The organism is Clostridium sp. OM05-9 (genome assembly GCF_003481465.1).
In the GTDB taxonomy this organism is placed as follows: domain Bacteria; phylum Bacillota; class Clostridia; order Lachnospirales; family Lachnospiraceae; genus Coprococcus; species Coprococcus ammoniilyticus.
In genome coordinates this window covers 22,621-36,877 of the sequence record NZ_QULF01000002.1, presented here as the reverse complement: position 1 = coordinate 36,877, position 14,257 = coordinate 22,621, and the positions used below count along the sequence as shown (strand labels likewise).

General features: G+C 41.3%; 13 protein-coding genes. 1 reads left to right on the top strand and 12 read right to left on the bottom strand.

Annotated elements, in window-relative coordinates; all coding sequences use genetic code 11:
- Positions 1–31: 31 nt before the first annotated feature.
- From def to glgA, 8 genes are all read right to left on the bottom strand, one after another.
- A complete protein-coding gene (gene def / locus DXB77_RS03225; protein WP_117822809.1) occupies positions 32–493 on the bottom strand; it encodes a peptide deformylase in 462 nt (153 codons plus the stop codon).
- Positions 494–507: 14 nt separating this feature from the next.
- Complete coding sequence (gene priA / locus DXB77_RS03220; protein WP_117822811.1) at positions 508–2,760, bottom strand: primosomal protein N'; 2,253 nt, start codon at positions 2,758–2,760, stop codon at positions 508–510.
- Positions 2,717–4,216 carry a UDP-N-acetylmuramoyl-L-alanyl-D-glutamate--2,6-diaminopimelate ligase gene (locus DXB77_RS03215; protein WP_117807719.1) on the bottom strand — a complete coding sequence of 500 codons (1,500 nt, stop codon included), beginning with the start codon at positions 4,214–4,216 and terminating at the stop codon, positions 2,717–2,719. Before DXB77_RS03215 ends, priA begins: the two co-directional genes overlap by 44 nt.
- Before the next feature lie 62 nt (positions 4,217–4,278).
- Positions 4,279–4,521, bottom strand: a complete 243-nt coding sequence (gene rpoZ, locus DXB77_RS03210; RefSeq protein ID WP_021943235.1) for a DNA-directed RNA polymerase subunit omega — start codon at positions 4,519–4,521, stop codon at positions 4,279–4,281.
- A gap of 29 nt (positions 4,522–4,550) precedes the next feature.
- Positions 4,551–5,171, bottom strand: coding sequence for a guanylate kinase (gene gmk / locus DXB77_RS03205; RefSeq protein ID WP_021943234.1), 621 nt, complete (start codon positions 5,169–5,171; stop codon positions 4,551–4,553).
- Between the two features lie 6 nt (positions 5,172–5,177).
- Positions 5,178–6,056 carry a YicC/YloC family endoribonuclease gene (locus DXB77_RS03200; RefSeq protein WP_117822813.1) on the bottom strand — a complete coding sequence of 293 codons (879 nt, stop codon included), beginning with the start codon at positions 6,054–6,056 and terminating at the stop codon, positions 5,178–5,180.
- A 69-nt stretch (positions 6,057–6,125) separates the two neighbouring features.
- A complete protein-coding gene (locus tag DXB77_RS03195; protein WP_118662651.1) occupies positions 6,126–7,874 on the bottom strand; it encodes an NFACT RNA binding domain-containing protein in 1,749 nt (582 codons plus the stop codon).
- 148 nt (positions 7,875–8,022) lie between these two features.
- Positions 8,023–9,459, bottom strand: a complete 1,437-nt coding sequence (glgA, locus tag DXB77_RS03190; protein WP_021943231.1) for a glycogen synthase GlgA — start codon at positions 9,457–9,459, stop codon at positions 8,023–8,025.
- Between the two features lie 230 nt (positions 9,460–9,689).
- Between glgA and DXB77_RS03185 the strand changes: the two genes are divergently transcribed.
- Positions 9,690–10,004: a DUF1292 domain-containing protein gene (locus DXB77_RS03185; protein ID WP_021943230.1), complete on the top strand. Its 315-nt coding sequence runs from the start codon at positions 9,690–9,692 to the stop codon at positions 10,002–10,004.
- Here DXB77_RS03185 and DXB77_RS03180 read toward each other — a convergent pair.
- From DXB77_RS03180 to DXB77_RS03165, 4 genes are all read right to left on the bottom strand, one after another.
- Positions 10,001–12,019, bottom strand: a complete 2,019-nt coding sequence (locus tag DXB77_RS03180; protein WP_118662650.1) for an ATP-dependent helicase — start codon at positions 12,017–12,019, stop codon at positions 10,001–10,003. The genes DXB77_RS03185 and DXB77_RS03180 overlap by 4 nt on opposite strands.
- 105 nt (positions 12,020–12,124) lie before the next feature.
- Complete coding sequence (locus DXB77_RS03175; protein WP_021943228.1) at positions 12,125–12,628, bottom strand: SEC-C metal-binding domain-containing protein; 504 nt, start codon at positions 12,626–12,628, stop codon at positions 12,125–12,127.
- A 54-nt stretch (positions 12,629–12,682) separates the two neighbouring features.
- The gene (locus DXB77_RS03170; protein WP_021943227.1) at positions 12,683–12,931 is read right to left on the bottom strand and encodes a hypothetical protein; all 249 of its coding nucleotides are present in this window, start codon (positions 12,929–12,931) and stop codon (positions 12,683–12,685) included.
- The gene (locus DXB77_RS03165) at positions 12,931–14,247 is read right to left on the bottom strand and encodes a replication-associated recombination protein A (protein ID WP_021943226.1); all 1,317 of its coding nucleotides are present in this window, start codon (positions 14,245–14,247) and stop codon (positions 12,931–12,933) included. The genes DXB77_RS03170 and DXB77_RS03165 overlap by 1 nt, the downstream gene beginning before the upstream one ends.
- Positions 14,248–14,257: the final 10 nt, after the last annotated feature.

The window sequence follows — 14,257 nt, the reverse complement described above, 5'->3', positions numbered from 1 at the left end:
TCTGCCTCCTTATAGTCATCTGGTAATTCTTTTATTCTGTCTCGTATAAGCCATCTTCTACTTTATCTTTATATAAGATCCCATCCAGATGGTCAGTCTCATGGCAAATTGCCCGTGCCAGAAGTCCTTCCCCTGTTACTGTGATCTCATTCATATCTCGATCCAGAGCTTTGCACACAACATGCATAGGTCTTGTCACCTGACCAACCTTACCCGGAAGGCTCAGACAGCCCTCATCTCCGGTCTGTTCGCCGGAAGTCTCTATGATTTCCGGATTAATGAGCGTCAACGGATTCTTATCTCCGATATCAATTACAACGATTCTTTTTACAATTCCTACCTGTGGCGCTGCAAGCCCGACACCATTTGCCTCATACATGGTATCAAACATATCATCGATCAACTGAGATAACCGTGGAGTCATCTCCTTAACAGGCTTACATATCTTTCTTAAAATACTGTCGCCATCGATTCTTATCTTTCTTGTTGCCATCTCACGTTCTCTCCTTAATACATATTTAAAGGATTAAAGTCAAATTGAAGACTTAAATCCTGAACTTCTTTTTTCTCTGATATATATTGTTCTATCCGATCTTTTAAAACCACCAGCTCATTATACCGATAATTCTTAATATAGACAACCCTTCTGTAAATATCACGGATTTTTGCAATTACCGGAGCTGACGGTCCGATTATCTTCATGTTCCGATCATCTACCGAACAGCTTCTGATATAATCACAGATATCTTCCGCCATCTGATCCAGAAAAGCTTCATCTGAACTTACCATCAATACCACCATCATATTCCATTCCGGCGGATATTTCATCAGTCCCCGATATGCCTCTTCTTCTTTATAAAAATAAGAATAATCCTGTTCGGCTGCTGCTTTTATCGCATAATGCTCCGGCTTATAGGTCTGGATCACAACCTTTCCCGGCTGTTCCCCTCTTCCGGCTCTTCCTGCCGCCTGGGTGATCAGATCAAAGGTTCGTTCTCCTGCCCGGTAATCATTCTGAAACAGCGTAAGGTCTGCAAGAATGATCCCAACCAGTGTTACATTTGCAAAATCATGTCCTTTTACGATCATCTGTGTTCCGACCAGAATATCAGCTTCTCCGTTTCCAAACTTTTCCAGGATCTGTTCATGCGCATTCTTCGCAGTTGTTGTATCCTTATCCATACGAAGGATCCTCGCCTGTGGAAACAATCTCTGTACCTCTTCCTCCACCTTCTGAGTTCCGGTTCCATATCCGCCGATCAACCCTGAATGACAGGACGGACATACTTTTGGCTGAGGCATCTGGAATCCACAATAATGACAGATCATCCGGTTATTTTCATGCCTGGTCAGGCTGACATCACAGTGCGGACATTTAAGTGCCTCACCACAGTTTCTGCATGAAACGAAGCTGTTATATCCTCTTTTATTGATAAATAACATTACCTGCTGCCTGCGGGCAAGCCGATCCGCGATATCATCTGCAAGCTCCCTGCTTATGATAGATCGGTTTCCTGCTTTTAATTCCTTTCTCAGGTCAACGATCGAGGTCTTTGCGAGCTGTCCGCTTCCCGCTCGTTCATGCAGTTCAAGCAAACGATACGTCCCGTTAAGTGCCCTGTGATAACTCTCAACGGACGGAGTTGCCGAACCAAGCAGTACACTTGCATGTTCAAGCTCTGCCCGCTTTACTGCAGTCTCACGGGCATGATATTTTGGCGGATAATCACTCTTATAACTGGATTCGTGTTCCTCATCTATAATAATGATTCCCAGATTCTGAAATGGTGTAAATAATGCCGAACGTGGACCGATCACAACATCTACATCCCCGTTCTTTGCCCGCATGAACTGGTCATATTTTTCTCCATCACTCAATCTGGAATTCAGGATTGTCACCCGGTCTCCAAAGTAATTCCTGAAATACCGTACGGTCTGATATGTCAGTGCAATTTCCGGGATCAGAACGATCGCCTGTTTTCCCATCTCCACTGTTTTCTTTACAATATTCACATAGACTTCTGTCTTACCGCTGCCGGTAATTCCATGCAGCAGATAAGTCTGTTGATGTCCCTGTTCCATATCATGGGTTATCTCATCTACTACAATCTGCTGTTCTTTGTTTAAAGTGATCTGAAATCCCTCTTTATAGTCATAAATCCCCGCCGTCCGATATCGTTCTTTGCTGATGACTGCGATGATTTTTTCCTGCTGCATCGCTTTCAGTGTAACCGAAGAGATATTCAGTCTCTGTCTGACAATATCCATTGACAGATACCGTTCCGGCAATTCTTCCAGCGCCTGTAGCAGCCGCAGCTTCGCCTGTGCATGTTTTTTCTGATATCGTTCTCTGACCTGTGCTAACTGTTCTGCATCCATCTGATCCGTCAGCACAACCATCTGATCCGTCAACTGCCGGATCGTCTTCTTTACCGGCATTACCATGCGGATTGCATTGATCATTGTAGATCCATAGTTCTCCCGGATCCATGCAGCGAGCGCAAGCAGTCGTCCTTCCACCGGAACCGACCGATCACAAAGTTCTGCAATCTTCTTGATCCGATCCGGCTGATATTCCGTCTGATCCGAAAAACCGATCACATACCCTGTACGAAGGTGGTTGCCTCTGCCAAATGGGATTTTAACCATGCTTCCTATCTGGATTTTTTCCTGTAATTCATCCGGTATCCGGTATTGAAACGGCCGGTCAATGGCTTCATGCGAAATATCGATTATTATATCCGCATATCTTGGTAACATCTTCTTCCTCCAGTATCTCCCGGATCAGGTCTCTCTCATCCATGTGATATTTCACACCCTTGATCTCCTGATAATCCTCATGTCCTTTACCTGCAAGTACGATCACATCGCCCGGTTCCGCATGCATGATAGCATACCGAATTGCTTCCTTCCGGTCAATGATCTCTACATATTTTCCTGTTGTCTTATCGATTCCTGTTTTTATATCATTGATGATTGCCTGTGGATCTTCTGATCTTGGATTATCCGATGTTATGATCGTGAGATCTGCCATATTTCCGGAAACCTCGCCCATCTCAAATCTTCTCTCTTTGGAACGGTCTCCTCCACATCCAAACAGGCTGACCAGTCTGCCAGGATTATATTCACGCAATGTTTCCAAAATGCTTTCAAGACTGACTGCATTATGTGCATAGTCGATCATGATCGTGAATTTGTCTGAGATTGGGATCAGTTCTACTCTTCCCTTTACCTTAATTGTTTTCAGGATTGCCTGTATCTTGTCAAATGAAACGCCCATCAGATCTGCAACTGCAATCGCTGCCAGTGAATTATAAATACTGAAATTACCCGGAAGATTAACCAGAACATCACCATTTAATTTTCCAGACAAATGATAACCAATACCCAGATGTCCGTCTTTGTTATACAGATTATGATCGTTTGCCTTGTAATCATAATCGCCATGAATTCCATAAGTCACAATCTTGCAGGCTGCATGCTCTGTCATCGTATCTACATGTGCATCATCTGCATTGAAGATACCCGTTTTGCACATCGTGAATAATTTGCTTTTCCACATTGCATATTCTTCAAATGTCTTATGTTCATTTGGTCCGATATGATCTCTGGAAAGATTTGAGAAAATACCGTAATCAAAATCAACCCCTGCCACACGGTCAAGCATCAATCCCTGTGAAGACACTTCCATAACAACACTGTCTAAGCCATTGTCGAGCATGTCCTTTAACTTCTTATGCACGATCATGGATTCCGGTGTCGTATTGTTCGCCGGTATGACTTCTTTTCCATCCATGATCTCGATCGTTCCGATCAGTCCGGTCTTGTGTCCTGCACTCATCAGCATCTCACGGATCATATATGTTGTTGTTGTCTTGCCCTTTGTTCCTGTAATGCCGATCACTGTCAGCTTGGACGAAGGATTTCCATAAAAATTGCTGCTGACGATTCCCATCGCATACCGGGTACTTTCAACCTTTACGATCAACACACCCGGAACTGGATTTACATCCTTCTGGACGATCAGACAGACAGCTCCTTTTTCTGTTACATCTTTTATATATTCATGCCCATCAAACTTGGCTCCCACTATACAGAAAAACAATCCCTGTGCTCCAACTTTTCTGGAATCATTATAAATCTCTTTTATCTCAATATCTTCATCTCCGCAGATAACCGAATACTGCAGTCCCTTTAATAATTCGCTTGCTTTCATATGCTGCTCTCCTTTTTAGAAAAGAAAAAGGTTGCGCAAAAATGCAACAACCTCTTTTTTTATTAGTTATCTTCTTCGTCGTCACCGACAATCTTTACTTTGCCGCTGTAAAGCTCATCAACTGCTATGGATAAAGGCTTATTGCTTGCTGTATTTACAAGTGGCTCCTGTCCTGCTATTATCTCTCTTGCGCGCTTAGCAGTTGCAAGCACGATAGAATATCTGCTCTGAACTACCGGATGTTCTCCAGGTTCAACCTCTGAATTTACAACTGCCATTAAGTCTGTGTATGATGGATGTAACATAAAATTATATCCCCTTTCTATATTTTTTCTTACCAGATGCCTTTCAGGTCATCTCTTATTTCTTTTATATAAGCCTGATTATTTGATGTTCTGCATGCATAGCCTACGATCACTGAATTCACCGTCTGTATACATTCTTCCAGATCATCATTGATCACTATGTAGTCATATTTATCCATGTCTGCAGACTCTTCTGTTGCTTTCTTTAAACGCTTCAGAATTACATCCTCTGCTTCCGTTCCTCTGCCCCGCAGTCTGTCGCGCAGGCTGTCAATGCTCGGCGCACTGATAAAGATCAGCAATGCATCAGGGTACTGTTCTTTGATCTTCATAGCACCCATGACTTCTATCTCAAGGATAATATTTTTACCCTGATTCAGACTTTCTTCCACAAATTTTCTTGGTGTACCATAGTAATTCTCAACATATTGTGTCCACTCGATAAATCCGCCATAATCAATCAGATTCTCAAATTCGCTCTTATCCATGAAAAAGTATTCTCTTCCATGTTCTTCTCCGGTCCGTGGACTTCTGGTTGTTGCTGATATCGATAACTCATATCCATAATCAGACACCAGTCTCTTTACAACGGTACCTTTTCCGACTCCGGAAAAACCTGAAATTACAATTAATGAACCTCTGTTTCCCATCTTTGTTTACTCCAAATTCTGTATCTGTTCTCTGACTTTTTCAATGTCCGTCTTTAATTCGATCGCACGGTTTGATACATCCAGTGAGTTTGCCTTGGAAAGGATCGTATTCGCCTCTCTGTTCATCTCCTGCGCAATAAAATCAAGTTTTCTTCCAACACTTCCACCTGCCTCCAGAATCTTTCTGGTGCTGTCAATGTGGCTCTTCAGACGAACCGTTTCCTCATCTACACAGATCTTGTCCGCATATATAACAACCTCGGTTGCAATCCGGTTCTCATCGATTGCTGAGCTATCAATCAGTTCTGAAATCTTGTCGATCAATTTCTGACGATAAGCTGTTATAAGCTCCGGTGATACTTCTTCAATATAATCGACTGCAGCCGTCATATTGTCAAGCTTCTCCAGCAGATTAACCTTCAGGTTCTCACCTTCCACCATTCTTGACTTCACAAACTTATCAGCCGCCTCGTCAAGTGCACCTTGTATCAGGCTCCATAACTCATCTTCATCTACTGTCTGTTCTTCCAGAACAAAAACCTCCGGAAGTCTGCATATAATCGATGGACTGATATCATTTGTAAGATTAAAATCTGCTGCCATCTGATTCATATAGCCAACATATTCCTCTGCCAACTCTTTATTATATTTTACTGAGACATTTGTCTCGGTCAGATCTTCATAAGTGATAAAGACATCTACCTTACCACGTTCTATATACTTCTTTAAATATGCTCTTATAGTTGTTTCAAAAAAACTCAGTTTCTTTGGTGTTTTTACATTGATCTCGCAAAACCTGTGATTAACAGCCTTAATCTCCACAACTATCTTACGGGCTCCGGAAACGACTTCGCTTCGTCCAAAACCTGTCATGCTCTTAATCATAAAAATCATATTCTCCTTAAAACAATGGATACTATATTATACTTCAACCGCCATAAAAAATCAAATATTTTATCTCGTTACTTCTTCTATTCCACGAATCACCGGTTCTGCTATCATTGAATAATTCGTATGATAGATGACAAATCCCGGTTTGGCTCCTGCCGGCTTCTTCAGATTCATCCGTTTTGTATAGTCGATCTCCACCTTTGGATTCTCTCTTCCAGACGAATAATATGCTGCAAGCCTTGCCGCCTCTTCATAGGTCTGATCCGGAAGTTCTTCTGCTCCCTCCATCCGTACGATCACATGCGAGCCCGGCATCTTCTTTGCATGGAACCACATGTCCCCGCCATTTGCAAACTTAAATGTCAGTTCATCATTCTGCAGATTATTCTTGCCGACATATATATGAAAACCATCAGATGATATATAGTGATATGGCTTGCTCTTGCTGGTATGCTTATCCCCTTTTTTGCCATATCTTCCCTTGATATATCCGCTGATCATCAGCTCTTCTTTTACCTGAGCTAACGCATTTTCATCCAGTGTCATATCGATAAATGTCTGAACCGATTGTAGATATTCCAATTCATGTCTGGTCTCAACAGTCAGCTTTTCTAACACCTCATATGTCCGCTTCTGCTTGTTGTACTTTGCAAAATACCGTTTAGCATTCTCAAGCACCGATATTGTCGGATCGAGTGGAATCTCGATTTCTTCATTTGTGTAATAATTCAATGCACGGAAGCTCTTTGTTCCCTGCTCCACTCCATATCCATAGGTATTGATCAGCTCACCATATACCTTATATTTCTCCCGACCTTCGGTATCCTTCATCTGCTTTAACTGCAGATCATATTTCTTGCTGGCTCTTTCAATCGCAGTTGAGATGATTTTCCGCAGATCTGCTGATTTCTGCCGGATTCTTGTTACCTTACTCTTCTTATAATAATACTCATCTAAAACCTTTGAAATTTCATCCTTATCTTCTACCTGATAATCCTGATACATACTGAGTCTTACTGATGAAAATTCAACCGGAATATACCCATCATATACAATATTCGGCACATAGTTTTCTGCCTTTATATCGGAAACCATTTTCTCAAATTCCTGGTACAGCTTCTCTTTCTGAATATCCGTTAACGCTGCTGTTGACTGTCCGCCATCGATTCCCACACGATAACAAAGCTCATTTGCGATCAGTGGTGAAATACCTGTAACTGAGGTATAAATTGCCTTTGTAACAGTCACAGGCTTTGTATATACCGAAGATGCAAAATAATCCTGATCTGCATCATATGGAGAACGCTTATCACCGGACGGCGGATATACATAAGCTTTACCTGGAAGGACCTCTCTCACCGAGCTTACCAGATGGGATATATGCTTGATACTATCAATTATCATTCCATCCGCATCCGTGAAGATAATATTACTGTGCTTACCCATAATTTCTATAATAAGCTTCTTTTTGCACAGATCTCCCATCTCATCGAGGTGCTCGATCGTGAATTCCACGATACGTTCAAAGCCCGGCTGGCAGATATCTACGATCCTGCCATTTCCGATATGCTTACGAAGCAGCATACAGAAATTCGGAGCTGTCATCGGATTCTCCTTAGGCACCTGCAGCAGATAGATCAGAGGCAGACTTGCATCTGCAGATAACAGTAAGCGGTAATTCTCCCTGTTGTTTTTTATAATAATATTCAGTTCATCATTTTCCGGCTGGTAGATCTTATAGATCCTTCCATCCACTAATTTCTTTTTCAGATCACTTACAACATTTGATATTACAACTCCGTCAAAAGCCATATGAAACCACCTTTCCTGCACAGATCCACCTATTTTCGTACGACCGCAGCCCCAGATCTGTATGTTCTGCGGTAAAAAGGCAGAAAATGTATCGCAACATCTTCTGCCTGATTTTTCATTTATGAAAAATGAGTTTAACCGTTTGTTTTTATAATGAATTGTAAAGATCGTTATAGATCTTTGCTGAATTGTACCAGGAGTAATCCATTCTCATGCCACGCTCCTGAATACCATACCATGCGTCTTTGTTGTTATAATAAACTTCCTTTGCATAGTTGATCGCATCTAACAGCTCATATGCATTGTAATTTGCAAATGAGAAACCTGTACCTGTATTCTCAAACTGGTTATATGGTTCTACTGTATCTTTCAGACCACCAGTCTCTCTTACGATCGGAACTGTTCCATAACGAAGTGCCATTAACTGGGTCAGACCACATGGCTCAAATCTGGATGGAACAAGCATAACATCACAACCCGCATACATCTTATGGGATCTTTCATCCGAATAATAAATATTCGCAGAAACCTTTGCAGGATGAATGCCCTGATAATAACGGAACATATCTTCATATCTGCTGTCACCGGTTCCAAGAACGATGAACTGGACACCATCACAACAGATATCATTCATAATGCGATCAACCAGATCAAGTCCCTTCTGGTCTGTCAGTCTGGATATAATACCGATCACAAACTGCTTATCATCCTGTGGAAGTCCACATTCCTTCTGAAGTTCAACCTTGTTGATCTTCTTCAGTTCACGGAAATTGTCGACACTGTAATTCTTGTACACCTGTGAGTCTGTAGCAGGATTCCATACATCGTAATCAATTCCGTTTACAATTCCCCAGAGTGACTGCCATCTTGCACTCAGAAGCCCATCCAAGCCTTCACCGTAATATGGTGTCTGAATCTCTCTGGCATATGTGTTACTTACTGTTGTGATCTTGTCTGCATATACAAGGCCACCCTTTAACATACTTGCATCTTTTCTGACTTCCAGCTTATCCGGTGTGAACACATAATCCGGAAGACCGGAATCTGCCTTGAGCGTATCGATATCCCACTTACCCTGGAACTGTAAATTGTGGATTGTCATAACAGACTTCATGCCACTGAAAAACGGATTTCCGGCAAATAACGTTTTCAAGTATACCGGAACCAGACCAGCCTGCCAGTCATGGCAGTGCAGGATATCCGGCTGGAATCCTACTGCCGGCAGAATACATAATGCTGCCTTTGAAAAGAAGCTGAACTTTTCAATATCCCACTTTACATCTCCGTATGGGGTAAATCCATTGAAGTAATATTCATTATCAATAAAATATACTTTTACTCCTTCGTATTCCAGATACATAACCCCGACATAATCATTCTTATATCCGATATCCATATAGAAATGGGTCAGATACTGCATTTTTTCTCTGTATTTATTTGGAATACAAAGATAGTTCGGCATGATAACCCGAACATCATATTCATTTCTGTCAAATATTTTTGGAAGTGTCCCTACAACATCCGCCAGACCACCCGTTTTGATAAATGGTACACACTCTGAAGCAATATAAGCAACTTTCTTCATCTTCTCTTATTTCCTCCCATGGAATAACTCCAAAATAATATTAATTTTATCATATTTATACATATAATTCAATGAATAAAGGTGCTGCATTTTATTGCAATTATAAAATTTGGCTGTGGACTTTTGGTTACTTTTCCATTATGATGAAAATGATCGGTCAACACAGTTTTGAATGGTATCCGACATACCCGGAAATGACCGTCAATTTTATTTTAATAAGGAGACCAAACATGGCAAAACAGAATGATGATGAATTAGATGATATCGAAATGATGTCACTTGAACTCGACGACGGAACAAACCTCGAATGTGAGATTGTTGCTACCTTTGATGTTGAGGATACCTCTTATATAGCTTTGCTTCCTGTCGAAGCACCGGAAGGTTATGATGATGACGAGGTTCTTGTATACCGTTATATTGAACTTCCAAACGATGAATTCACACTGGAACCAATTGATGATGAAGAAGAATTCGATATGGTTGCTGATGCTTTTGATGAAATTCTGGATGAGATGGAATTCAATTCCATGTCTGAAGATGACTAATCATCTTCAGACACAGTAACCAGATTATTTTTTATCGTATATTCGATACTTAATGTTTTTGTAATCTGATCTTTTTCAAAATACACACAGATTTTTTTATCATCCACAAATGTTATGATACCTTTGCCATATCGTTTGTGGATGATTTTATTTCCAACCTGCAGCATATCATAGTCAATCACCATTTCTGTTACAAACCGGGAAATCTGTCCCGTCTTTCCATACACCACCTTCGGTACATAGATATACAGACCATATCGTGCCCTGGTAACGGCAACATAGAACATTCTCCGTTCTTCCTCCAGTTCCGCATCTGTGACCGATTTCTTATGTGGCGTCATTCCTTCTACTGCATTCATGATAAATACCTGATCAAACTCCAGTCCTTTTGCCCCATGCATCGTCGCAAGTACAACTGCATCCTTTGCGTGTTCCGCTGTTTTCCCCTGTTCCTTCAGTTTTATCCTATATTCATTTAACAGGTTAAACCACTCAATAAAGGAATCGGCACCTCTTGCCATCTCCTGAAATTCATCCGCAATATCCATATACTCCTGTGGATCGATTCCCCTATATGAAGCATATTCCTTCAGATATTCATCATACCCAACCGCTTTCCTGATATAATTAACGGCTGCATATGGTTTTAATTCTGCGATCCTCCTGAAATCCGTTTCCAGGGTTACCAGATTCTGCACTATCCTGTGATTGTCCTTATAGAATTCCTGCATCCGCTCCAGATCTACCGGATCAGTTTCCAGACACTCCCGGCTTATATACCGGTTCGGTCGATTTATGATCCGTAAAAATAATGCCCGTTCTCGGTTTCCAAGTGCTGCCTTAATATAATCAAGGATATTCACAACGACAAAATGGGAAAAAAGATCCGGCATATTATCCTTCATCCGGAATGGAATATTATTCTGCATCAGCTTCATTGCAAGTCCGGATGGTTCCGAATTGGTACGATAAAGAATAGCAATATCCAAATATGGGATACCCTGCTGATTCATCTCCCGGATTTTCTGTATGATACCATCTGTTTCCTGCCGCATTCCCTCGACTTCAATCACATGCACACGCTCACACTGACTTTTCTCAAATGCAGACCGGATCTCCTTCTGATACCGCTTCTTATTGTTCTTAATGATACGTCCTGCCGATTCCACGATTGCACTGCTGCATCTGTAATTTATACTTAAGCAGACCATCCGAGTATCCGGGAAATCATCCGGAAAGCCAAGCATGATCCTCGTATCTGCGCCACGGAATCCATAAACAGACTGGTCGTCGTCTCCCACCGCAAATATATTATGTTCTTTTCCTAACAGCAGCTTCACAGTCTGATACTGGATCCTGTTAATATCCTGAAACTCATCAATCAGAATATACCGGAACCTCTGCTGCCACATTCTCCGGATATCCGGTCTATCCCGAAGCAATTCATATGTAAATACGAGCATATCATCAAAATCAATCTTATTATTCGCCCGAAGTACCTCTTCATACTCCCGGTAAGCAATCCGGAAATCTTCCGGCTTCATGTTCATCGAATGATACTGTCCGATCGGTGTCAGTTCACTTTTTACCAGACCGATCTCTGCAATTACATTTTTTGCAAAATCATCCTGTCCATTATATTCCATATTATGTTTTTCAATAATACTGCGAATGATCTGATATTTCTCCGATTCCAGTATGATATTGCTTCCATTATATCCATAGGCTTGACGTAAGATCATAAAGAATACCGAATGAAAGGTTCCAAAAGTAACACCACTCGAATATCCCATTATTTTCTCAAACCGGCTTTTCATCTCACCTGCTGCTGCCTTGGTAAAAGTGATCACCAGGATCTGACTTCCATTTACTCGACCATGCTCCAACATATATTTCACCCGGTGCGTGATCACCGTCGTTTTTCCACTTCCCGGTCCCGCCAGAACTAGCATTGGCCCTTTTTCATGCCGGATCGCTTCTAATTGTTCTTTACTGAATTGCTGTTTTTCTTCCAATCGTTCTTCCCTTCAACAGAAAAGAGAACAGGACGGATACAACCATCTGTCTGTTCTCTTTCTCTTCCCTGTTATAAAATTCTGCTGTAGTTCTTCTTTATCAGATTATCTACCGCAGCATTTCTTATACTTCTTACCACTACCACAAGGGCATGGATCATTTCTTCCAACCTTTGGAGGCTTTACAAGTGTTCTGGATGTCTTCTCTTTCTTATAGAGTTCATCTCTCTTTTCCTGTGTAAGGATCTTGTCCCATGCAGGTAATGTATATAACCATTCTGCATTGCATCCAACCATATTCATATACAGCTTCTCATAATCAATACCAAGTGTTACTTCTGAATCCTCTGTAACCTCGTCGAGATTATTCGATGTGATCAGACTGTCATCAATTCCATCCAGGAAACCGATCATGGTCTGGATACTTACTTCAAACTTCTCTGCAAGTGCCTTTACTGTTCCTTTTACAGGATCTGCCTTTGGATTTGCAAGAATTATTTCATAAATACCTTTTTCTGCCTGAAAATAATCAAACCAGAACTGCTTTCCTTCTGGTGTTCTGTCATCAAAACCATACGCATAATCGCGCCACTGTGATAATAAACTCATGTTACATACCTCGTTTCAATTTTTAAAACTTTATAGAGTATATCAGATAATCCCTTATTTTTCAACATTATTCTTTTCTGTTTCATCTGACGACACAGCCTGATCTGCCAGTTCTTTTCCTTTTGCTGTAAGCAGCTTTGTGATCAGACTGATTCCATAAAATAATACCGGAACCAGAATGCACAGAAATAATGCCGCTGAAAAATATTCACTGCCTGTTATTCCCAAGATAAATGCCCAGACAACCAGTCCAAGAATCACAAGGACCATAAGAAAGGCTGCTATCCGCTTCATTTTCTCCATTAAAGTTCTTCCTTTATCTTCTTAAAATATTGTTTTATGTTCTGCTCATATCCATTATCCGTCGGTTCATAAAACTGTCTGTCTGCGATCTCATCAGGCAGATACTGCTGCTTTACATAATGATTTGGATAATCGTGTGCATATTTATAACCTGTATGTCCAAGCTTCTTTGCTCCGCCATAATGTGCATCCCGCAGATAGACCGGAACCTGTCCTGTCTGCTCATGTTCCACAACATTTTTTGCAGAAAAGATCGCATTCACGATCGCATTACTCTTTGGAGCGCACGCCACGTAGATCGCCGCATGTGCAAGTATGATCTGAGCCTCCGGCATACCGACCCGCTCTACCGCCTGCGCACATGCTGTTGCAACACAAATTGCATTTGGATCCGCATTTCCAACATCCTCACAGGCACATATCATGATCCGTCTTGCTATAAATGTAATGCTTTCTCCACCGCACAGCATCTTTGCCAGATAAAATACGGCAGCATCCGGATCGGAACCACGCATACTCTTGATAAATGCAGAAATGATATCATAATGATTGTCTCCGTCCTTATCATATCGGAATGCTCTTCTCTGAATACATTCCTCTGCCACCGACAGCGTAATATGAATCTGCCCATCTGCTTCCGGTTCGGAAGAAAGAACTCCAAGCTCTACTGCATTTAGTGCACTTCTGGCATCTCCTTCTGACATATCACTTAAGAATTCCACGGCATCATCATCTATACATGCATTAAAGGCTCCCATGCCCCTCTGGTCATAAACAGCCTTTAATATGATCTCTTTTATATTTTCTTTTGACAACGGTTTTAATTCAAAAATATTAGATCTTGAAATTAAAGCCCCATTCACTTCAAAGTAAGGATTCTCTGTCGTTGCTCCGATCAGGATGATCGTTCCATCTTCCACAAATGGAAGCAGATAATCCTGCTGTGATTTATTAAAGCGATGGATCTCATCAATAAAAAGTATGGTTCGTTTTCCATACATTGTCTTCATATTCTTCGCTTCTTCTATGATCTGCTCCATATCCTTCTTACCGGAGGTTGTTGCATTGATCTGCTTGAAATCCGCCTTTGTCGTATGTGCGATCACCATGGCAAGCGTCGTTTTTCCGGTTCCCGGCGGTCCGTAAAAAATCAGTGAGCTAAGCTTATCCGCCTTTATCGCACGATAGAGTAATTTCTCTTTTCCGATAATATGCTCCTGCCCGATCACCTCATCCAGGCTCTCAGGTCGCATTCGTTTTGCCAGAGGAGAATCATCATCCTTCTGGTTTTCTCTCATATAATCAAATAAATCCATTCTTATTCAT